The 22250-nt window shown below is 70.8% G+C and carries 15 protein-coding genes; 6 read left to right on the plus strand and 9 right to left on the minus strand.

From position 1 onward, the window contains the following. Window positions 1-124 precede the first annotated feature (124 nt). Together AB0M73_RS18305 and AB0M73_RS18310 are read right to left on the minus strand one after the other, a co-directional pair. Complete coding sequence (locus AB0M73_RS18305) at window positions 125-1399, minus strand: MFS transporter (protein ID WP_363891779.1); 1275 nt, start codon at window positions 1397-1399, stop codon at window positions 125-127. Between the two features lie 26 nt (window positions 1400-1425). Next, window positions 1426-2544 carry an MFS transporter gene (locus tag AB0M73_RS18310; RefSeq protein ID WP_363891780.1) on the minus strand — a complete coding sequence of 373 codons (1119 nt, stop codon included), beginning with the start codon at window positions 2542-2544 and terminating at the stop codon, window positions 1426-1428. 296 nt (window positions 2545-2840) lie between these two features. Between AB0M73_RS18310 and AB0M73_RS18315 the strand changes: the two genes are divergently transcribed. After that, the gene (locus AB0M73_RS18315) at window positions 2841-3494 is read left to right on the plus strand and encodes a peptidoglycan recognition family protein (RefSeq protein ID WP_363891781.1); all 654 of its coding nucleotides are present in this window, start codon (window positions 2841-2843) and stop codon (window positions 3492-3494) included. Further along, complete coding sequence (locus AB0M73_RS18320) at window positions 3491-3991, plus strand: hypothetical protein (protein WP_363891782.1); 501 nt, start codon at window positions 3491-3493, stop codon at window positions 3989-3991. The genes AB0M73_RS18315 and AB0M73_RS18320 overlap by 4 nt, the downstream gene beginning before the upstream one ends. A gap of 40 nt (window positions 3992-4031) precedes the next feature. Here AB0M73_RS18320 and AB0M73_RS18325 read toward each other — a convergent pair whose 3' ends face one another. The 5 genes from AB0M73_RS18325 to AB0M73_RS18345 form a co-directional block, all read right to left on the minus strand. Then, window positions 4032-9038 carry an AAA domain-containing protein gene (locus AB0M73_RS18325; protein WP_363891783.1) on the minus strand — a complete coding sequence of 1669 codons (5007 nt, stop codon included), beginning with the start codon at window positions 9036-9038 and terminating at the stop codon, window positions 4032-4034. Between the two features lie 265 nt (window positions 9039-9303). After that, window positions 9304-10503, minus strand: a complete 1200-nt coding sequence (locus AB0M73_RS18330; protein WP_363891784.1) for an MFS transporter — start codon at window positions 10501-10503, stop codon at window positions 9304-9306. A 41-nt stretch (window positions 10504-10544) separates the two neighbouring features. Beyond that, on the minus strand, window positions 10545-14612 hold the full coding sequence (locus AB0M73_RS18335) for an amino acid adenylation domain-containing protein (protein WP_363891785.1): 4068 nt from the start codon (window positions 14610-14612) through the stop codon (window positions 10545-10547). Continuing rightward, on the minus strand, window positions 14596-15078 hold the full coding sequence (locus tag AB0M73_RS18340) for an SET domain-containing protein-lysine N-methyltransferase (RefSeq protein ID WP_363891786.1): 483 nt from the start codon (window positions 15076-15078) through the stop codon (window positions 14596-14598). Before AB0M73_RS18340 ends, AB0M73_RS18335 begins: the two co-directional genes overlap by 17 nt. A gap of 105 nt (window positions 15079-15183) precedes the next feature. Beyond that, a complete protein-coding gene (locus AB0M73_RS18345; protein WP_363891787.1) occupies window positions 15184-16593 on the minus strand; it encodes a PLP-dependent aminotransferase family protein in 1410 nt (469 codons plus the stop codon). Here AB0M73_RS18345 and AB0M73_RS18350 point away from each other — a divergent pair. Next, a complete protein-coding gene (locus AB0M73_RS18350) occupies window positions 16592-17497 on the plus strand; it encodes a DMT family transporter (protein WP_363891788.1) in 906 nt (301 codons plus the stop codon). The genes AB0M73_RS18345 and AB0M73_RS18350 overlap by 2 nt on opposite strands. 20 nt (window positions 17498-17517) lie before the next feature. Here AB0M73_RS18350 and AB0M73_RS18355 read toward each other — a convergent pair whose 3' ends face one another. Beyond that, window positions 17518-18666 (minus strand): citrate/2-methylcitrate synthase, encoded by a 1149-nt coding sequence (locus tag AB0M73_RS18355; RefSeq protein WP_363891789.1) that lies wholly within the window; start codon window positions 18664-18666, stop codon window positions 17518-17520. Between the two features lie 92 nt (window positions 18667-18758). On the opposite strand from AB0M73_RS18355, the gene AB0M73_RS18360 reads away from it, so the two are divergent. Genes AB0M73_RS18360 through AB0M73_RS18370 form a run of 3 tightly spaced genes read left to right on the plus strand, consistent with a single transcriptional unit; the run spans window position 18759 to window position 21873 of the window. Beyond that, window positions 18759-19943 (plus strand): citrate synthase, encoded by a 1185-nt coding sequence (locus AB0M73_RS18360; protein ID WP_363891790.1) that lies wholly within the window; start codon window positions 18759-18761, stop codon window positions 19941-19943. A 6-nt stretch (window positions 19944-19949) separates the two neighbouring features. After that, window positions 19950-21011, plus strand: coding sequence for a CoA ester lyase (locus tag AB0M73_RS18365; RefSeq protein WP_363891791.1), 1062 nt, complete (start codon window positions 19950-19952; stop codon window positions 21009-21011). Beyond that, window positions 21004-21873 carry a CoA ester lyase gene (locus AB0M73_RS18370; protein ID WP_363891792.1) on the plus strand — a complete coding sequence of 290 codons (870 nt, stop codon included), beginning with the start codon at window positions 21004-21006 and terminating at the stop codon, window positions 21871-21873. The genes AB0M73_RS18365 and AB0M73_RS18370 overlap by 8 nt, the downstream gene beginning before the upstream one ends. On the opposite strand, the gene AB0M73_RS18375 is transcribed toward AB0M73_RS18370, so the two are convergent. After that, window positions 21782-22246 carry a DUF3995 domain-containing protein gene (locus tag AB0M73_RS18375; RefSeq protein WP_363891793.1) on the minus strand — a complete coding sequence of 155 codons (465 nt, stop codon included), beginning with the start codon at window positions 22244-22246 and terminating at the stop codon, window positions 21782-21784. The two genes, AB0M73_RS18370 and AB0M73_RS18375, sit on opposite strands and share 92 nt — an antisense overlap. Window positions 22247-22250 lie beyond the last annotated feature (4 nt).

Here is a 22250-nt window from a genome sequence, read left to right on the forward strand (position 1 = left end):
CGGGTGATTTTCCCGGCAATACCCCAAACGGCGCAGGGCTGCGCATCTCCGCTGGCTGATGCCGTGATCGGGCCGAGACGGACGGCTACCGTGCGCATCTCAACCCCCGACGCCAGGGTGAAATCTAGGTCAGGGTCTTGCCCTTGGTCTCGGGCAGCGTGAGCACCACCAGGAAGCCGATCACCGCGATCGCCGTGAGGTACCAGAAGAACAGCGTGGACAGCCCGGCCGCGGCCAGCGCGTTGATCACCAGCGGCGCCGTGCCGCCCAGCAGCGCGACCGTGATGTTGTACCAGGCGCCGATGCCCAGTGCCCGCACCTCGGTCGGGAACAGCTCGCTCATCAGCGCCGGCGCGATCGACGTCTGCGCCGTGTACAGGCCCAGTCCCACGCAGAACACCACCGTCAGACCGGCCAGGCCCGGGCCGATCAGCGTCGACAGCGGCACGCTCAACACCGCCGTCGCCGCGGTGAAGACGAGCATCTGCGGTCTACGTCCGAACCGGTCGGCCAGTGCGCCCAACGGGTACTGGAGCGCGACGAACAGCGCCGTGCCGATCGACAGGGCCAGGAAGACGTCCTGTGCCGCCGCGTGCCGGCTCGTCACCGCGAACGGCGTCAGCGCGCTGAAGTACGTGTAGTAGACCAGCGTCGACACCGCCGTCGTGCCCACCAGCCAGCCCACCGCCTTCGGGTGTTCCCGCAGCGTCGTGCGCAGCGGGTCCTTGACCCGGGTCTTGTTCTGCGCGAACGGTTCCGTCTCCTTGAGCGTGCTGCGCAGCACCAGCCCGACCAGCCCGAGCACGCCGCCCACCACGAACGGGATCCGCCAGCCGTAGGAGATCAGCATCGGGGTCGACATGGTGTGCGACAACACGTAGCCGAGGATCGAGGCCAGCAGCACCGCCGAACCCGTTGAGATGTAGAAGAAGGCCGAGTACCGCCCGCGGCGCTCCGGCGGCGCGATCTCCCCCAGGTAGGCCGAGGCGTTCGACACCTCACCGCCCAGGGACAACCCTTGGGCGATTCGTGCCAGCAGCAACAGCACCGGCGCCAGCCAGCCCGCCTGCTCGAAGCCCGGGAGGACCGCGATCACCAGCGACCCGCCGGCCATCAGCAGGATCGTGCCGATCATCGCCGGCTTGCGCCCCCGGGTGTCCGCCCACCGGCCGAGCAGATACCCGCCCAGCGGCCGGAAGAAGAACGCCAGCGCGTACGTCGCCGCCGTGTTGAGCTGCGCCAGCACGTCGTTGCCGGCCGGGAAGAACACCTTCGCGAAGTAGATGCTGAACGTCGCGTAGATCGTCCAGTCGTACCACTCGATCGCGTTGCCCACGCTCGCGGCGAGCAGGACCCGCACGGGGAGCCGGTGTCGCTGTCCGACCGTTGCCTCAGCCATCTGCCAAGCATGTCCGAACCGGGCGGTTACGCAAGGCATAGGCACGTTATGACGGCCATCAGGGCAGCGGAAGCGGCCGCGACGGCGAAGCCGCCGTGCGGGCCGAAGGCGTCCACGGCCCAGCCGGCGGCCGCCGCGGCGAGGGCGGAGCCGGCGGCGCTGGCCGAGGCCAGCCAGGCGAAGGCCTGAGTCAGCACGGCCCGGTCGACGGCGGCCTCGGCGCTGATCGAGCAGGTGACGATGACCACGGGCACCGCCAGTCCGGTCAGCGCCAGGCCGATCCCCAGTTCGAGCGGCGAGTCGGCCACGAGCGACGGCAGACAGGCGACCGTCATCCCGCACGTGACCAGGGCCAACTGCACGCGCGGGGCCGTGCGCCACCGGCGGAGGCCGTAGAGCCAGCCCGCCAGGAGGCTAGCGCCGCTAGATGTCGCGAACAGGACGGTGGCGGAGCCGTGCTCGACGGCGAAGGCGGTCACCGAGATGGGCATGGCGCCGAAGAAGCCGCCGAGGCCCAGGTTGACGCCGACCAGTACCGCGAATCGGGGCCGCAGCAGGGAACGGCCTGGGTTTCGGCGGGCGGCCCTGGTGCTGGTCGGCGGCGCGGTGCGGCGTTGGGCGGCCAGAGCGAGCCCGCCGGTCACAACCAGGGTGGCGGCCACCGTCGTGCCGACGGCCGGGTAGCCGATGACGCTGACCAGTGCCGGCCCGGTCAGGTAGGCCAGTTCGTTGGCCAGCGCCTCCAGTGCGAAGGCCGTGGGCAGGGTCTCGGCCGGTAGCAGCGCCGCCCAACGAGCCGCAGACAGGGCCCCGAGCTGGGGAATGGCGGCGCCGGCCAGGATTCCGCCGGCCGCCATCACCCAGGTTTCGGTCCCGGTGAGGATCAGGGCCACCGCCGCGGCGTGGGCCAGCAGCATGGGCGGCAGCACCCGGGTCTGGCCGTAGCGGTCGGCCAGCCGGGCCAGCTGCGGTCCGGCCACCGCCTCGGCGACGGCGAAACCGCCGGTCACCAGGCCGGCCGTGACGTACGAGCCGGTGCGCTCGTGCACCAGCCAGACGATGCCGAGGCTGGTCATGGCGACGCCGACCCGGCCGACGGCCGTGGTCAGGAAAAAGGGTGTGCGCAGCAGGGCGCGGTAAGGCACAGCGTGTCCCGTTCGCTGCCGGGCGGGACGCGCCGCACGGGGTCGTCGGCGCCCTGATTCACCGACCCGCGGTCACGCCTGGAACCGTCCACTCGTGGCGCCGGGCGGGGACACGCACCCGGACGCCGGCTCCATCACCGGACAGAAGCTTCTCTCGACAACTCTCGGGCCCGAGCCTAGGCGGCCGGGCCGAAACGTGTCCAGGTGGGACTTTCCGTGACCGTTTGTGGCCCCTCGGTTGACGGTTGGCCGACGCGGGCAGAAGTCTGTCGGCACCTGACGAATGGAGAATCCCGGTGCGAGACTTCCTCGATCGGCGGACCCTGCTGCGGTCGGCGGCGCTCACGGGCATCGCGCTCACCGGCGCGGCCCTGGGCGCGGGACCGGCGTTCGGCGTCACCGCGCCGTCCATCGCCAGCTGCGCCGCCTGGGGCGCGCGGCCGCCGGCCGACCCGCTCACCGTGCTGCCGCACAAGCCGGTGCGGATCCTCGTGCACCACACCGACACCCCGAACTCCACCGACTACTCGCAGGCGCACGCCTACGCGCTGGCCCGGTCCATTCAGAACCACCACATGGACGACAACCACTGGAGCGACACCGGCCAGCACTTCACCAACACCCGTGGCGGAATCCTGATGGAGGGCCGGCACAACAGCCTGCCCACCCTGCGCGGCGGCACGCAGATCGTGCGGGCCGCGCACTGCCCCGGGCAGAACGACATCGCCATCGGCATCGAGAACGAGGGCAACTACATGACCGCCCAGCCGCCGGCGAAGTTGTGGAACTCGCTGGTGGACCTGTGCGCCTACGTCTGCTCGCAGTACTCGATCTCGCCCAACGCCATCCAGGGCCACCGCGACTATCTCGCCACCGACTGCCCCGGCGACGTCCTCTACAAGATGCTGCCCCAGCTGCGTAAGGACGTCGCCAGAAAACTGGGAGGATGACCATGAGGATCAAGGCCTTACTGCTCGCCGCCGCCGTGCTGACCGCCCCGGTCGTCATGGCCGCGCCCGCCGCCGTCGCCGCGCCCGCCGCGGTCACGTGCGCCAGCCCCGCCACCAGCAATCCGCACACCTGCGCCCAGGCCGTCACGTGGGCCAAAAACCACGTCGGCGTCACCAGTTCCGACTACAACCACCGCTGCGACCACGTCGTCGCCCTGGCCTACGGCCGCTCGGCCAGCGGCCACGTCAGCGCCGCCGCCCACTGGTCGGCCACCCCGTCCCAGTACAAGCACAGCGGCACCACCGTCCCCGCCGGCGGCCTCGCCTTCTTCAGCATCCCCAACAGTTCCTACGGCCACGTGATGATCTCCATCGGCGGCGGCAAGTTCGTCTCCAACGACATCGTCTCGGCCGGCAAGCTCAGCGAGACCACCATCGCCACCATCCAGACCCGGTGGGGCGGCCACTACCTGGGCTGGACCAACCCCTGGTTCTGACGGATCCGGGGGCGCGGACGGCCGCGCCCCCGGACCGCTCTCAGCGCCGCACCGCCTCGATCGCGGCGAATCGGCTTCTGACGTTGTCGGTGAGCCGCTTCAGACCCAGCAGTTCCAGCACAGCCCGCCGGGAGGCCTCTTCGCCGACGTGCCCGTCCTGCTCGGCGACGTGATCGAGCAGCGCCGCCAACTCGCCCGGCGGCACCTCCTCGAAGGACCGCGGCCCGAGCTGCCGGGTCCGCACCGGCGGCTGGTCGGGCAACCGGTACGTGCGTGGCTTGATCCCGCTCTCCGCAAGCGGATTGTCCTCGACGAGCCGACCCTCGCGGACGGCCTGGGAGATCGCCTTGTTCAGCTCGCCGGCGACCAGCTTGGTGACCCGCACCGCGCCGGACGCCCGGACGTAGGCGGTGTGCAGCCGGTTGCCCAGCACGGGGCCCTCGGCCTCGACCAGACGCACCAGGCCGTCGATCATCTCTCGCCGTGACGCGGTGGCGACCTGGACGACGTCGCCGTCGAACTGCCCGTACGGCATGAGCAGCTCGCACGGCACGTCCAGGGTTCCGGAGAACTCCGGCTCTGTGTAAGGCCATTCGTTCTCGGCGACCGGGAGGACCGGTTCGAGGACCGGGATTTCCGGCTCGACGACACGAGTTTCCATTGCGGCGAACGGAGTTTCGATGTCGACGATCAGTGTTTCGACTTCGGCGGCCGGGGTCTCGACATCCACGACCGCCGAGGGGCCGTCCTCGTCCGAGGTCCAGCCGGAGGGATGGATGTCCAGCTCCTGCAAGGCATCCCACAGCTGCGCCAGGACTCCCGCACGGTCCACGTAGAACTCGGACTCCCGGATGCGGAAGAACCGCCACCCGCATCGTTCCAGGTCCCGCTGCCGGGCCAGGTCACGCTCGTACGCCTCGGGACCGTGCCACGCGTCGCCGTCACACTCGATCGCCAGCCGGGCTTTGCGGCCGACGACCACCAGGTCGATGCGATAGCCCTCGGCCGAGAACTGCGGCACGACGCGATAGCCCTGGTCGACCAGGCGGTTGAACACCCGCTGTTCGAACAGCGAATCGAAGGGCTCCACCGGCCGATCCTCGGGCACAACCCGGATGCTGTCCTCCGCCCCGCTCACGTGCCCGGCCAACTCGTAGCAGTAGTCCAGCAGCTGGAACCGCATGTCCTCGGGATTGCCGAGTTCGGACGGCCGCAGCGAGTGGAACACCCACATCTGGTCCTTGGCCCGCGACGCGGCGACGTTGAAGCGCTGGACGTACATGTCCTGGGTCAGCGCGCTGATCCGCTGGTCGGGCGCGGGCGCCTTGACCATGGACAGGAACATCACATCGCGCTCGGAGCCCTGGAAGTCGGCCGAGTCCCCGCACCGCAGCTCGCGGGCCTTCCACTCCTCCGGCGCAACGCGCTCCAGCAGGAGCTTCTCGATCCGCTTGGCCTGGGCCCGTCCGAGCAGTGACACGACACCGAAGGTCAACCCGTCGTAGCGGGGATCGGCGACGCACTTCTCGATCTGGTCGACGATCGCGTCCGCCTCGACCGGGTTGATCTTGTCGGTGACGCCGAGCTCGTAGCCGTCGTCCAGGAACACCGGCTTGATCGGCTCCAGCCGGTCCGCCCCGTACTGGCGCACCGGCACCAGTCGCACGCCGTCGGGCTCGTAGGCGACGCGGTTGGAGAAGCCGATGATCTCCGGCACGCAGCGCCGGTGCTCGACCAGCGTGATCATGCCCTCGAACCGCATCTTCGCCTCGTCGAACAGGCTGCGCTTGGGGTCCTGCCACGACGCCCGGTACGGGTCGTCCCACAGGTACTGCTGGGCGAGGTCCCGCAGTTGCTGCTGGTCGGTGCCGACCGCGGACGGGGAGACCTGCTTGTCGTCGCCGATGACGACGATCTTCGGCGCGAGGTACTGCAGGAACGTCGCCTCCAGGCCGGCCTGCGAGGCCTCGTCGACGATCACGACGTCGAACATGTCCGGCTGGACGCGGCGGAACTGCTCGGCGATCCGGTACACGGGCATGATCCACACCGGCACCGCCGGGCGGCAGCGCTCCATGGCCGCCTTGATGTCGGCCCGGCGCTGCTCGGCGTAGATGCCGGTGCCCTTGCCGAGCGCCTTCATCAGCTGCGCGTACTGGAGCAGGTCGGCCCGAGCCTTGCCGGACAGCCGCTCGGGCGACACGGCGTGGCCCCACGCCCGGTTGGCGGCCAACTGCTCGACCCGGTCGCGCACCCGTCGTTCGACGGTCAGCACTTCAGCCTGGAGGGCGTTGACGTCCTCGGCGCTGCGCCGCAACACCCAGGCCCGCGCCACCGTCCAGGCCCAGGCCATGTCCCAGTCGGCCAGCCGTACCGTCCACACAGGATTGTGCGGATCCGCCGCCACGGCTTCGTGCAGGCCGGACAGCGATCGGCCCAGCTCGGCACCGATCTCTTCGCGTCGCCCGGTCAGCCTTCGGACGTCGGTCAATCGAGCCAACCGCTGGTGAGCGGTCGCGTAGACCTCGTGGTCGCGGTTGTCGGCGGCCCGCGCCAAGTCGTGCACACAGGGCGCCGCATCGGCCCACTGTGCCACGTCGGCGATCGTCCGCACGATGTCGAGCAGCGGCGCGGTGGCAGCGGCGCGCGCGTCCGCGGCCCCAGCGGCATCGACCAGCCGGGCATAGGTCTGCACGGCCGCGAGGTCCGTCCAATGAGGACGCGGGAGGCCGATGGCCGCCAGGCTGCGCTCTTCCGCTTCGAGGGCCGTCCCCAACGCCAGCACCCGCCGCAGCTGGGCCAGCTCGGTCGCGTGCCACTGCAATCGCTCGCTCACCGTGTCTTCGGCCGGAATGCGCACCCAGTCGGGCCACGCCTTGTCCAATGCCCCCAACACCCGGTTGCCCTCGGCCCAGGTCAGGAAGACGTCGATCTGTTCGGTGGCGGTGGGCGGCACGCCATTGACCCGAACCGCCTGGAACAGCGGCAAGGCCTGCTTCACGGCCTTGGGCGCGAACGCCCCTGTCCTGGGCGTGCCGTCCGGATTGGTCTTGAGCCGGCCGCCCTCGCCGAGATGCCCGCGCAGCGCGGTGGCCAGGGCGACGAGCGCGCCGAGGTCGTCGCCCGCGACGACCTCGGTGAGCGGGTCGAGCCGGTTGACGAGCGGTTCCGCCCGGCCGATCAGCTGGGCGATCTGGTCGCCGCGCGACTGCCAGATGCTCGCGCGACCGGCGAGCACGTCGGACAGCGCGCCATCCATCCACTCCTCACGCCGCCGCGCCAGCTCGCCGGCCTCCCGGGCAAAACCGTTGAGCCGCAGGCGAAGCGTCTCCCGGGTGGGCGGGTCGAGCCGACGGACAGCGTCGAAGGCCGTGTGCCGGTTGAGTTCGCTGAGACTCTCCTCGGCGGCGATCGCCTGCCGCTCCGCGGTCACGAGCGCCACGAACTCGCCCGGCGCGGGCACGTCGGCCACCGGCAGCAGCCGCATCCGCGACTCGGGTTCGTCGGCATTGAGCCGGTCGTCGATCAGGCTGCGATGCCAGTCGACGATGTCGTCGGCGCCGAGCGGGGACGGCACGACCTCGGTCACGGCCGTCAGATCGGCGATCCAGCCGTACCGTTCCTGCTCGGCCTGCACCCGCTGCGCGATGGCGGCCAACGTGCCGCGGTAGTCGCCGACCTCATGCTCGGTCACCTCGACGGCGCGAGCGTCGAGCAGCCGTCGGTACAGTTCGGCCCGCTGCCGGTGAAGTTCGTCGATCGTGGCGAGATGGTCGTCGATGGCCCGGTGCGTGCCGGCGGCGTCATGCTCGCTCGCCATGTGGCTGATGCGCTCCACGGCGACCTTCAGGTCGGACATGTCCGAACGTGAGGAACCCACGACCGACACCGCCAGCGGCGCGATGGCCTCGGGCAACTTCGCCCTGACCTCTTTCAGCGCGCGGTCGGTGTGGGCGGTGACCAGCACCCGCTTGCCCTGCGCGAGCAGGTGCGACAGCAACGCCGCGACGGTGTGGGTCTTGCCCGTGCCGGGCGGCCCCTGGACGAGAGTCTGGGCCTTGGCGTCGACCTGCGTGAGCACCCGCAGCTGCCGATCGTTGACCGGCAGCGGCAGAAAGCGGTCCGCGTCCAGCTCGACCATGGCCCCGGGCTCGGGCGACGGCTCGGCGGAGGGCCGGTGGTTCGGGTCGACCAGCGGCAGCAGCCCGTCGGGCACGGCGCCGGAGTTCTTGATCTGGGCGGCGATCGAGTCGAGGATGTCGACGATCCCCTGGCGTGAGCGTCGGCGCAGGACGACGGCCGGGGCGAACGCCGCGACGGCGTGCGGGCCGGACTTCTGCGGCTCGTCCTCGTCGAGGTACGCGGCGTCGCTGTCCAACGCGTGAACCAGGCGGCGGAGCATCTCGCCCACCGGTTCGCGCTCGAACACGGCGGCGGTGAGTTCCCGGGCCTCGTTCCTGATCTGCACGACGTGCGGCGGATTGGCCACCAGCCCCGGATCGAGCATGTCCAGCTCGACGCCCATGCCGTCGGCGACATCGGTCTGGTGGACGGTCAACCGCCCGGTGCTGTCGTCGAAACGAATGGTGGCCGGCACGGTGAGCAGATGCCGGCGAACGGCATGGTGGCCGCGCGGCGCCCACGAAAGGCAGCCGACGCCGATGACCAACTCCAGTTCCTCGGCATGCCCGGCCGCGTTGACGTAGGCGGAGAACAGATCGTTGTAGAGATCACGGGCCGGTTGGTCGGTGTGCTCCCGCTCGGCCCATTCTGACCAGTCGGTCGCCCATTTCTCGTGTGCGTCCCGGATTTCGGGCAGGTCATCCAGTTCGGTGCGCTGCTCGTCCTCGCCGATCGACTCCCGCAGCGCCGGTGGCCTGTTCGGGTCGTGCCAGTCGCCGTCCAGCCAGGGCTCCAGCTCCGGAGCCGGCTCGGGCGGGTCCTGGTGCGCGACCCGCTCGACGTCGAGCAGGGTGTCACCCGGCTCCTCCTCACGGTGCGCCGTTCGGACGGCCGCGTGGTCGGGCAGCTTTCCGAACCACAGCACCGATTCGTACCGGTCGGTGGTGCGGGGTGGATTCGATTTGAGGTGCTGGCTCCGGGCGAGGAACTCGAAAAGCCGTACCGCCCGATCTGTCGCCGTGCCCTGCGAATGCGAAGCAGCGTCCTCGTGCGGCACAGCCGGCCCCCTTCTCACCCATGAACCACCAGGCTGCTCATCGCCGGGCGGCCGGTCGGCGATACGGCCGAAACCACACCGTTATCGGGTCAGCGGAAATCGGGCGGGAAGACCACACCTTCGGGTGGCGGTATCAGAGTTGGCTGGGCACCCGGCCGCGGGCCGGCACGGTCAGGCTGAACACGATCACCGGGAGCACCAGCAGGCCGGCGGCCAGGCTGAGGCCGGTGTAGGTGATCAGGGTCAGCACGACGCCGGACAGGGCGGCTCCGATCGCGCCGGTGAGGCTCATCAGCAGGTCGGAGACGCCCTGGACGGCGGGGCGGCGGGCCAGTTCGACGGAGTCGGCGACGAGGGTGGAGCCGGCGACGGTGGACATGGACCAGCCGATGCCGAGGGTGACCAGGGCGACGGTGATCATGGTCATGGAGTCGCCGGAGGTGGCGGCGAAGACCACGGCGAGCACGAGGACGGCCTGGCCGCACAGGACGGTGCGGACGCGGCCCCAGCGGTCGGCGATCCAGCCCATGACGGGCGACAGGGCGTACATGCCGGCGATGTGCAGGCTGATGGTGAGGCCGACGACGGTGAGCGTGGCCCCGTGTTCCTGCATGTGCACGGGGGTCATGGCCATCAGCGACACCATGGTGGCGTGGGAGAAGGCCAGCGTGGCGACGCCGAAGCGGGCCTGCGGCGAGGACTTGATGACCTCCCAGCCGACACGCAGGTTGCGGCCGCGGGAACCGTTGCTGGCCAACGGATCGGGCCGCAGCGCGACGAACAGCACGACCACGGCGAGGGCGGCGGCGACGGCGGAGAACACGAACGGGCCGGCCAGTGGGGGAATGCCGAGGACCTCGGCGACCGACGCGCCGGGCCTGGTGAGGTTGGGGCCGCCGACCGCGCCGATGGTGGACGACCACACGACGAGCGCCAGCGAACGGCCGCGGTGGCGGGGATCGGCCAGGTCGGTGGCGGCGAACCGGGACTGGAGATTGGCGGCGGTGCCGGCCCCCATCAGCAGCATCGCCGGCAGTGTCAACGGGAACGAGTGCGCCACGGCGGCCCCGATCACCAGCAGCGCGCCGAGCATCGAGACCAGCCAGCCGAGGCTGAGGGCGAGCCGCCGGCCGCGGGCGGCGGCCACCCTGGCCAGGGGTAATGCCCACACGGCGGCGCCGAGCGTGGACATCGTGGACGCGCTGCCGGACCATGCCGCGGATCCGGACAAATCGGCGGCCAGAACCGCGCCGACCGACACCGACGCGCCGATCCCGATGCTGCCGGTGATCTGCGCGGCCACCAACACGCTCAGCGTTCTGCGTTGCGACACGCCTGTGACCTTAGATCGCCGTGCGGTCACCCGTCCTGGTATTACTGGGCCGGCTTGCGGGCCCTCGGTCGCGGCACCCGGTGCCGGGCCACGCCGACCACCACCGGCTGAACGGTCCACAATGGACCTTCCAGCGCCTGGCGGCCGATGTCCACCGGCTCGGAGTCGTCGTCGCCCTGACGCCGGGTCGGCGCGCCTTCGTAACGCAGGCCCGGCAGCAGGTGCTCGTGCTTCATGATCACGCTGTGCGGCGCGACCGTGGTGTGCTCGCCGACCACCGCGCCGTACAGCGGGACCGTGGCGTCGCCGAGCGTGGAGTGCGCGCCCACCTTGACGTGGCCGATCTTGAGTACGCGGTCCTCGAAGGTGTGCGCCTGGAACATGGCGTTCACCGTTGCGCCGTCACCGAATTCGAGCATGTCCGGGTCGACGATCTGGGCGAAGCCCTCGCCCAGCGCCACCCGTTTGCCGATCTTCATGCCGATCCGGCGCAGGTAGATCGGCAGCAGCAGCGTGCCCTCCAGCGCGGACAGCGGCTTGCTGGCGATGAAACCCCAGGCCACGTACAGGAAATCCCAGCGGCTGCACCAGCACGACCACAGCGGATGGATGCCTTCCTTGACCCGGCCCAGCAGCGCCCACTTCATCGCCAGCACGGTCAGGCACAGGAAGGCGCCGGTGAGGAAACCGGCCGCTGGGACGCCGAGGAGCAGAAAGGCCGGCGGGGCGAGGAAAGCGGCGGCTCGTTCGATGCCGTACGTCCACAGCGACAGCGCCGCCAGCGGCACGACGGGCAGCGCGAACCGGAGCCACTCCCAGAAGTTCCGGTTGATCACGCGCAGCAGCGACGGCTCGTGGGTCAGCGACCGGTCGACACTGACGATCTCCCGCTGCGGCAGCTCGAACGGCGGATGCCCGAACCAGGAGGTGCCGGGCCGGACGATCCGGTCGTCGGCGACGGTGGAGATGCCGATCAGGATGTCCGGCGGCAGGTGCTGGCCGCTGGCGATCACGGCGTGGTTGCCGAGGAAGGTGTCGGCGCCCAGCTCGACCTCGTCCAGCACGACCACGCCGCGCTGGATCCGCGGGCCGCACAGGTAGATGCCGTCGGCGAAGAACGTGTCGGGGCCGATCGTGACCAGCTCGGGCACGACGTCGATGATCGTGCTGATCTCGCAGCCGGAACCGACCCTCATGCCGGCGGCGCGCAGCCACACGGGCCAGAAGATGCCGCCCGAGAGCCACTTTCCGGCGGAGTCGACCAGCGCGGTCTTCAGCCACACACGGATGTAGGCGACGCTGTACCGGCTGATCACGCCGGGCAGGACCGGGCCGAGGGCGCGCGCCGCGACGGCCTCCAGCGCGACCTCGTACACCAGCGCCAGACACGCGCAGAGGCCGAGTACGGCCAGCAGCGCCAGGTGGCTGAGCGGATTGGCCAGTGCATCCAGGATAGTGTCGTACGTCAGGTCCAGTTTGGACACGACGAAGGCGCCGACCACCGCGAACGGCAGGGCCAGCACCAGGCTCAGCAGGCTGCGGCACAGGATCATCGCCTGGCCGTGGCCCTTCGGCGTGAGCGTCGGGCCGGTCGCGGTCGGCGGGTCCTCGGCCCGGCCGGCCGGCTTCGCCGGGGCTCCGTCCCAGCGTTCGCCGTCGGGCACGGCGCTTCCCGTTGGCAGATGGGACAATGCCGACAGCCACGCGTTGTTGCCGACGCAGGCGTGCGGGCCGACGCCGGCGCGGATGTCGATCGTCGAGCCGCTGCCGACCGTCACCGGGCCGATCACGACCTGGCCCTGCTCCAAGTGCACCAGGCCGAGCGAGGCGTCCTGGCTGATCGTCACGTCGTCGCCGAGGTCGAGCAGGTCCCAGCCGCCCTGCTGGAGGTTGACGCCGCGGTGGATGTGCACGCGCTCGCCGATCCTGGCGCCGAGCTTGCGCAGCACGATCGACGTGTACTCGGTGCCGGCGATCGTGCCCCAGGGGATGAAGCGCATGAACTGCCGGACGATCCAGATCCGGACGTGGAACGGACTCCACACCGGCGTGCGCACCGCCTTGTACTGCCCGATCAGCAACCGCTTGGCCCGCACGGCGATCTCGATGGACAGCGGCGTGACCGCCAGCCGCAGGACGCCGAGGATCACCGGCGTGAGGAAGATCAGCCCGTTCAGTCCGATGTGGTCGGTCAGCCAGGGCAGCACAACGAACACGCCGGCGTACGCGGCGATCGAGCCGAGGACGAGCTCCATCGTCAGCCACAGCGCCTGCACCACGGTCGCGCCGATGACGTCGACGGTGTGCCGTTCTCGTTGACTGCCCTGCGTTTCGACGTCCGGCACGGCCCGTTCGGTGAGCTTGCCGATCGTGCGGGTCTCGTACAGGTCGCGGACGGTGATGGAGGCGGTGGCCGGGTTCGTGCGCAGCTTGGTGATCAGCATGGCGCCGTTGAGCGAACTGCCGCCGAGGTCGGTGAAGAAGTCGTCGGCCGGGCCGGGAAGCTCGGGGAGTTGCAGCACGGCCTGCACGGATTCGGCGATGAACAACGCGTTCGGATCCGTCGGGAGGTTCGGTATGGCGTGCTTTCTGCTGCGATGTGCCGTGAGGACGGGAAGTTCGGTGCGACGGAGTTTTCCGCCGGCGGTTCTGGGCAGTTCGTCGATGATGCCGAAGGCGCCCGGCATCATGTAGGTCGGCAGGGCCTTGCGCAGCTCGGCCTTGAGCACATCGACATGCGGCGGTTTGCCGTTGTCATCCGGAACCACGTGCGCGGCAAGCATTTCCGTGGCGCCCTCGCCCTGCACGCGGCAGGCCGCCTCGCGGATTCCCGGGCAGCGGGCGAGAACGGCCTCGATCGCCTCCAGCTCGATCCGGTAGCCCCGCAGTTTCACCTGCGAGTCGATTCTCCCGTGATAGAAGAAGGTTCCGTCCGGCTCGGCGTGCACGAGGTCGCCCGTGCGGTAGATCCGGCCGAGTTCCGGATGGTCGACGAACTTCTCCTTGGTCAGCTCCGGCTGGTTCAGATAGCCCAGGGCCAGCCCGGCCCCGCCCATGCACAGCTCGCCCTTCTCGCCCTGGACAACGGGTTCCAGCTTGTCGTCGAGGGCGTAGGCCCGCATGCCCGGCACGGGTTGGCCGATGGACACCGGCTCGCCGGGCACGATGTCCTGGCGCATGCACGTGACCGTGCACTCCGTCGGGCCGTAACCGTTGACCATGCGGCGGCCGCGCGACCACCGCTCGGCGACGTCGTCGGGCAGGGCCTCGCCGCCGACGTACAACAGCCGCAGGTGCAGCAGTTCCGTGCGCGGATCCTCGCAACCGGTGGCACGCAACAGGGTCGGCGGCGGGCAGAGCACCGTGATGCGCTCGTTGCGCAGCCAGGGCACCAGATCCGGGCCCAGCCGCGCGGTCTCGTCGTCCATCGACACCACGGTGGCGCCGGTGGCCAGCGCCATCCAGATCTCCTCGACCGAGGAGTCGTAGGCCGGCGAAGACCCTTGTGCCACCCGGTCTCCGGGGCCGAGGTCGAATTCCAGCACATCGCCGCCGACCAGGTTCGCGGCGCCCCGGTGCGGGATCATCACACCCTTGGGCCGGCCGGTGCTGCCGGAGGTGTAGATGATGTAGGCGACGTCGTCCGGACCGGGCGGCTTGGGCAGCGGCAGCGCCGGCGTGGTCAGCGGCAGGTCGACGCGGATGATCGGGCCGGGATAGCCGATGCCGGCCGCCCGGTCCGCCCCGGCGGCGTCGGTCAGCAGCGCCCGCGCTCGGGAATCGCTGAGGATGTGCGTGACCTGGTCGTCCGGGAACGCCGGATCGACGCACACGTAGGCCGCGGCCGCCGTTAGCACCGCCAGCTGCGCCACGTACAGGCGCGGCGTGGTGCGACCCAGCATGATCGCGGCCACGGCGCCCCGCCCGACCGCGAGGTTGACCACGCCGGCCAGCAGCTCCGACTCGTGCTTGAGCTCGGCGTAGGTCAGCGTCTCGCGGCCGGGCCGGCTCGCCGCCGGCGGCACGTCCACCGCGACGGCGTCCGGCCAGCGCACGACGGCCTGCGCGAAGAACTCGTGCAGGCCGCGCGGCTCAGCGGTGGACGACATTGAGCATGGCGAGCAGATGGTCGGCCAGCATCGGGCGCAGCAGCTCGCGCTCGTCCGCGGTGCGGAACCGGAAGCCCTGGATCCGCCCGCGGCAAGCGCTTGCGCCGCAGTGGCAGTCGAACGGCTCGGCCATCTCGAACTCGGTGCTCTCGTAGTGGAACGTGATCTCCTGCCACGGCTCGATCGGCCGCAGCGCGAAGAAATCCCGCCCGCGCAGCTGGGCGTTCGGCGCGCAGCTGTGGTTGGTGAAGCGCCAGAAGAAGCGGTCCATCATCTCCTCCGGCGCGTGGCCGCCGGGCAGATCGAGATGGATTCCCGAGCCCACCTGGACCGAATAGCGGGTCGGCTGCTCGGTGATCTGGCCGTCCACCGCGAAAAGCCGGCTCCCGGTCGGAAAATCGCGTTGGGCGACGAGTTTGAATTCGCCGCCTGTCCGCACGACCGCAAATCCGTCCGTGGCTGTCATCGCCGGGTCCTCCCTGCTCGTTCCCGGTGATGAGTACGTGTCGTCTCGGTGCGCCGGTTCACCGGTGAGCGGGGATTACAACCGGAAATGTCGGACGGAGATTGACTATCCGGGAGGTATCCCCACGGCCGCGACCGCGTCGGCCAGCCGGCGCACGCCGTCGATCAACACCTCGGGCGGCTCGCCGGCGAACGTCAGGCGCAGGTGCGGGGCCGGCGGGTCGGCCGCGTACCAGGGTCGGCCGGCGGAGACGACCACGCCATGGGCCGCGGCGGCCGCCGTCAGTTCGACGTCGTCGACGCCGTCCGGCAGGCGGACCCACACCTGCATGCCGCCCGACGGGATCGTGACGGGCCGGAGTTGGGGGAGTTTGGCCGCCAACGCCGTGAGCAGCGCGTCCCGGCGAGCCTTGAGCGCCGGCCGCAGCGAGGTGAGGTGACGCTGCCATGCTGGCGATGACAGAAATTCTAGCGCCGCTAGCTGAAGCGGCCCGGCGACGAAAAAGTCGTCCATGACCCGGGCCGAGCGCAGCCGGGCCCCGGCCGCGCCCCTGGCCCCGATGGCCGCCACCCGCAGCCCCGGCGCCGCCGATTTCGTCAGCGAGCGCAGGTAGATGACGTGGCCGTGGATGTCGTCGGCCGCCAGCGGCGGTGGCGGCGTGCCGTCGATGACCAGGTCGCGGGCGAAGTCGTCCTCGATGAGGAACGCCCCATGCTTCGCTAGCACCGCTAGAACTTCCGGCCGCCGCTCGCGTGACAACACCGCCCCGTGCGGATTCGCGTACAGCGGCTGGCAGTAGAAGACCTTGGCACCGGTCCTGGCGAACGCCGCGTTCAGCAGATCCGGCCGCACCCCGTCGGCGTCGGCCGGCACCGGCACCACCCGCAGACCCGCGCTTCGCGCCGTGGCGATCGCGCCCAGATAGGTCGGGGCCTCCACCAGCACCGGGTCACCCGGCTCCGTCAACGCCCGAAACGCCGTCGACAGCGCCGCCTGGCCGCCCGGGCACACCACCATGTCGCCCGCGCGGAACGCCCCGCCGGCCTGCCTCGCGAACCAGGCCCGGAGCTCCTCCCGTCCCTCCACCGGTCCGCGCGCCCAGGCCTCCGGCCTCCTCGCCGCCCGGCCCAGCGCCGCCCCGAGGGCCGCCACCGACTGCAGCTCGGGGTCCAGGTAGCCGCCCGACATCGGCACCATCTCCGGCCCCGGCACCGTCAGCAGATCCCGGAGCGACTCGTCGCCCGGCGGCTTCGCCCCCAGCGCCACCGACTGCCACTCCAGGTCCGGCACCTCGCTCGTCGGCCGCCTCGTCGCCGCGAAGGCCCCCTTGCTGGCGCGGACCTCGATGACGCCCTCGGCCGTCAACCGGCGCATCGCGTGCTGCACCGTCACCGGCGACACCCGCAGCTCCGCCATGATCGTCCGTACCGACGGCAGCCTCCCGCCCGGTCCCACCGTGTGGGCCGCGGCACGAAGCAGTCGGATAACACCCTGCTCCGCGTTATCCTCATCCATGAAAGTAGAGGATAACGTTACTGCCTCCACCCGAGTAACGTCCGGCATCGCGCTCGGCGCCCTCGGCGTCCTGGCCTTCAGCTTCACGCTGCCGATCACCAGGTTCACCGTCGCCTACCTCGACCCCTGGTTCGTCGCCTTCGGCCGCGCCGCCGTCGCCGGTGTGCTCGCCATCGGCTACTTGGCGTTATCCCGTCCGCGGTCGGCGGTTGCTGTGTGGCCGACCGGCGCGCAGCTCCGACGGCTCGTCGTGGTGGCGTGCGGCGTGGTGGTCGGCTTTCCGCTGTTCACCTCCATCGCGCTGACCCAGGCCACTGCCGCCCACGGCGCGGTGGTCATCGCTCTGCTGCCGGCCGTCACCGCCGTCTTCGCCGTGGTGCGGGGCGGCGAACGGCCGTCGTCGAAGTTCTGGCTGGCCGCCGGCGCTGGTTTCTTCGCCGTGCTGGCCTTCGTCGCCGTGTCCGGCGGGATGGCCGGCGGCTTTCGGGCCGCCGACCTGTGGTTCCTCGCCGCCGTCGTGGTGTGCGCCCTGGGCTACGCCGAGGGCGGGGCCCTCGCCCGCGACCTCGGCGGCGCGCGGACGATCTGCTGGGCCCTCGTCCTCTCCCTGCCGGTGACCATCCCGGTCGCCCTCGTCAGCGCCCACGGGCTCGCCGCCGCCCCGGCTCTGGCCTGGGCCGGGTTCGCCTATGTGGCCCTGATTTCCCAGTTCCTCGGCTTCTTCGCCTGGTACGCCGGCCTGGCCCGCGGCGGCGTCGCCCGCATCGGCCAGATCCAGGCCGTGCAGCCGGTGCTGACCCTCGCGTGGTCCGCGCTCCTGCTGCGCGAACACGTCGACGTCGTCACCGTGGTGGTCGCCGTCGTCGTGCTCGCCTGCGTGGTGCTCACCCAGCGCGCCCGATGACCGGCCCGCGCCGTTGAGGATCAGGCGGCCGGGACTGGCTGGGGTGCGGGCGGGCCGACGTAGCGGGCGGCGGGGCGGATGACCTTGCCCCCGCCGGCCTGCTCCAGGACGTTCGCGGACCAGCCGATGATCCGGCTGGCGGCGAAGGTCGGCGTGAACATGGAGCGCGGGATGCCGCACTGCTCCATCACGACGCCGGCGTAGAACTCGACGTTGGCGTACAGCTGCCGGCCGGGCTTGAGCTCGGCGAGGATCTCGACGATGCGCCGCTCGACGGTGACGGCGAACTCGGCCAGGTCCGGCGCGAAGCCCCTGGCCGCGAGGTCGAGGGCGATGTCACGGAGCATCCGGGCCCGCGGGTCCTCGGTGCGGTAGACGGCGTGGCCGAAGCCCATGATCCGGTCGTCGGCGGCGACCTTGCCGCGGGCCCAGGCGTCGATCTTGTCGGGTGCGCCGATCTCGTCGAGGCTGTCCAGCGCACGGTCCGGCGCACCACCGTGCAGTGGTCCGACGAACGCCCCGATTGCGGCCGAAACCGCGGAGACGACGTCCGAACCGGTGGAGGCGACGACCCGGGCGGTGAAGGTGGACGCGTTGAAGCCGTGGTCGACGGTGGAGACGAGATAGCTCTGGACGGCGGAGACCTGGTTTTCGTCGGGAATCTCGCCGGTGACGAGATAGAGCCAGTTCGCCGCGGCCGACAAGTCCGCACGAGGTTCCAGCGGCGGAAGTCCGGCGCGCAGGCGGTAGAGCGTGGCGAGGATCGTCGGAGTGACGGCGCTGACCAGCAGTGCGTCGGCGCGGCGGCGGGCGGGCGTCACATCCCACACCGGCGGCAGATCACGGGCGGCGCCGATCAGCGACAACGCCGTGCGCAGACCGGCCAGGGGGCTGAACTTCTCGCCTGCGCGCGCGATGGCCGGCAGCACCTCGCGCACCTCGTCGGGCAACGGGCGCAGCGCGGCGACCTGCTCGGCGAATTCGAGCCGCTCGACGGCGTCGGGCAGCCGGCCCTCGACGAACAGGAACCAGACGTCCTCCAGCGTGCGGGTCCGGGCCAGGTCGATCGCGGGGTAGCCGCGGTAGTGGTAGAAGCCCTCGGCGCCGCGCACGTCACCGAGCTCGGTGGTGGTGACCACGACGTCACGTAGACCAGCTGGTACATCCATGACAACCTCCATCTCGACTGGTCCACTGTTGATTTGACAATCCACTATTGTCAATGTTGATACAGTCAAGATGAGCCGAGGAGTCGCAGGTCGTGGCGAACCCGAGTGACGAGCGTTACCTGACCACCGCCGAGGTCGCGCGCCGACTGGGCGTGAAGGACACGACTGTCTACGCCTACGCCAGCCGCGGCATGCTGCGCAGCCACCGGCTGCCCGGCCGGCGCGGCAGCTTCTTCCGGCAGGACGAGGTCGACGAGTTCGTCGCCCAGGGCCGCGACGCCCGCCAGGCCTCGGGCGCCGTCGAGCGGATCCGCACCGAACTCACCCTCCTCGACGACGACCTGCTCTACTACCGCGGCCACAACGTCGGCGAACTCGCGCTGACCGTCAGCTTCGAGGCCGTCGCCGGACTGCTCTGGACCGGCGAACTCGAGAAGACGCGCCAGTTCCCCCGTTACGACTCACTGGTCGACATCGTGCGCACTGCTCGGGCCGGTCTGCCGCCGGAGACCGGGACCGTCGACGCGATGAAGGTCGCGGTCGCGGTTCTCGGCGCCGTCGATCCGCTCCGCTTCGACCTGTCGACGCCGGCCGTCGTGCGCGTCGGGCAGAAGCTCATCGGAGTGCTGGTCGACGCCATGCCCGGCGGTGAGACCGACGACGCCCGGCTGATCACGCAACGACTCGCCGGCAAGCTCGGCGGCCGCCCCGTCGACATCGGCCTGCTCAACATCGCCCTGGTGCTGCTGGCCGACCACGACCTCGCCGTCTCCACGGTCGCCGCCCGCGTCGCCGCCAGCGCCCGGGCCCACCCCTATGCCGTGGTCTCCGCCGGACTCGGCGCGGTCGACGGCCGGTATCACGGCGTGCAGAGCACCCTGGCCTACCGGTTCCTGAGCGACGCGATGGACAACCCGCTGCGCGCGATCGCCGAACGGCAGCGCGCCGGCGGACTGCCCGGCTTCGGCCACCGCATCTACCAGGCCCACGACCCCCGCGCCGACGTGCTGCTCGGCCTGCTGAGGGGACATCCGGACGCCGCCGACGTGATGGCCACCGTCGACGCGGTGATCATCGTCGCCGACAGCTTTCCCAACGTCGACCTGGCGCTGGCCGCCCTCATGCACGCCTACGACCTGCGTCCCGACGCCGGCGAGGCGATCTTCGCGCTGGCCCGCACCGCCGGCTGGCTGGCCCACGCCATCGAGGAGTACCGCGAACCGGGACTGAGGTTTCGACCACTCGGCGTGTACACCGGCGACCGACCGGAGCGATGATCGGCCATGCGTTCCGCCAAGGACTTCTTCCGGCCGCTCGCGGTCGGCGCGCCGCAGCCGCTGCGGGAGATCCCGTTCCGGCCGTCCCGGATGATCCACTTCTTCGACCCCGGCAACGAGAAGATGGCCGCCAAGGTGCCCGATCTGGCGCCCAAGGTGGACGTGCTGCTCGGCAACCTGGAGGACGCCGTCCGGGCCGACCGCAAGGAGGCGTCCCGCGCCGGCCTGGTCGCCATTGCCCGGGCCACCGACTTCGGCGACACCCAGCTGTGGACCCGGGTCAACAGCCTCGACTCACCGTGGGGCCTCGACGACCTGATCACGCTGGTCACGGCGGTCGGCGACAAGCTGGACGTGATCATGGTGCCGAAGGTGGAGGGCGCCGAGGACATCCACTACGTCGACCGGCTGCTGGCCCAGTTGGAGGCCAAGGCCGGCCTGACCAGGCCGATCCTGGTGCACGCCATCCTGGAGACGGCCCGCGGCGTCGCCAATGTCGAGGAGATCGCCGGCGCGAGCCCCCGCATGCAGGGCCTGTCGCTGGGCCCGGCCGATCTGGCGGCGAGCCGTCGGATGAAGACGACCCGGGTCGGCGGCGGCCACCCCGGCTACCTGGTGCGCACCGACCCGACCGGCGACGACCTGACCGCCGGCCGGCAGACCTTCCAGCAGGACCTCTGGCACTACACCGTCGCGCGCATGGTCGACGCCTGTGCGGCGCACGGAATTCTGCCGTTCTACGGGCCGTTCGGCGATATCCGCGATGTCGTCGCCTGCGAGGACCAGTTCCGCAACGCCTTCCTGCTCGGCTGCGTCGGGGCATGGAGCCTGCATCCCGTGCAGATCGAGATCGCCCGCCGGGTGTTCTCGCCGTCGCCGGACGAGGTGGCGTGGGCCCGCAAGGTCATCGCCGCGATGGGCGACGGCACCGGCGCCGTGATGATCGACGGCAAGATGCAGGACGACGCCACCGTCAAGCAGTGCCGCGTCGTCGCCGAACTGGCCGACGCGCTGGCGGCGCGTGATCCCGAACTGGCCAAGGCGTATGCGGAGGCATCAGATGACTGACCTGCGACCGCGCCGGTCGGCGCTCTACATGCCGGGCGCCAACGAGCGTGCCCTGGAGAAGGCTAAGACGCTGCCGGCCGACGCGCTGATCCTCGACCTGGAGGACGCCGTCGCCCCCGACGCCAAGGTCGCGGCCCGCGAACGGGTCTGCGCCGCCGTCGCCTCCGGCGAGTACGGCCGCCGCGAGCTGACGATCCGGGTCAACGCCTGCGACACGCCGTGGCACGAGGACGATGTGCGGGCCGCCGCGAAGGTGGGGCCGGACGCCGTCGTGGTGCCGAAGGTCAACTCCGCCGCCGACGTGCACTCCGTCGAACGCGTCCTGGAGCAGGCCGGCGCCCCGGACCGGACGAAGATCTGGGCCATGGTGGAGTCGCCGGTCGCGATCCTGCACGCCAAGGAGATCGCCGCCGCCAGCGCCCGGCTGACGGTCCTCGTCATGGGCACCAACGACCTGGCCAAGGAGTTGCAGGCGCAGCACGTTCCCGGCCGCGCGCCGCTGCTGACCGGCCTGTCGCTGTGCCTGCTCGCCGCGCGGGCGTACGGCAAGCAGATCCTCGACGGCGTCTACAACGACGTGCGGGATCTCGACGGTTTCGCCGCCGAGTGCCGGCAGGGCCGTGAGTTCGGCTTCGACGGCAAGACGCTGATCCACCCGAGCCAGCTGGAGCCGTGCAACCGGACGTTCGCGCCGTCCGAGGAGGAGGTCGACCACTCCCGTCGGATCATCGCCGCGTTCGAGGAGGCCGTGCGAAGGGGCGACGGCGTGGTCACCGTTGACGGTCGGATGATCGAGAACCTGCACGTCGACGACGCCCGCCGGCTGCTCGCATTGGCCGACGCCGTCGCGGCGATTGGTTGAACGCCATCAGCCACAACCCGCCGCCGAGGGCGAACCACGGGTTCCACAGCAGCAGGCTCCAGAACCGCTCCTCGGCGCTGACCTCGGCCATCCCGACCAGCAGCACGAATTCGATCAGGACGCCGCGCGCCACGAGGGCGGCGCCGGCGAACTGACCGACCCGCTGCCACGGGTGTTTGAGCAGGCAGAACGCCGCGCCGGCAATCAACAGCGCGGCCACGCCCCACAGTCCGAACAGGACGAACCAGGTCGGCCGCTGTGCCGCGAGGTCGGGGCCGGCCGAGGCCGTCAGTCCGATGTCGCCGCCGAGGGCCCAGTAGATGTGCAATGCCGCGAACAGCGCGCTCCAGCCCGCCGCCAACTTCCCCCACATGTCC

This window comes from Kutzneria sp. NPDC051319, assembly GCF_040682195.1.
Taxonomy (GTDB): Bacteria; Actinomycetota; Actinomycetes; order Mycobacteriales; family Pseudonocardiaceae; genus Kutzneria.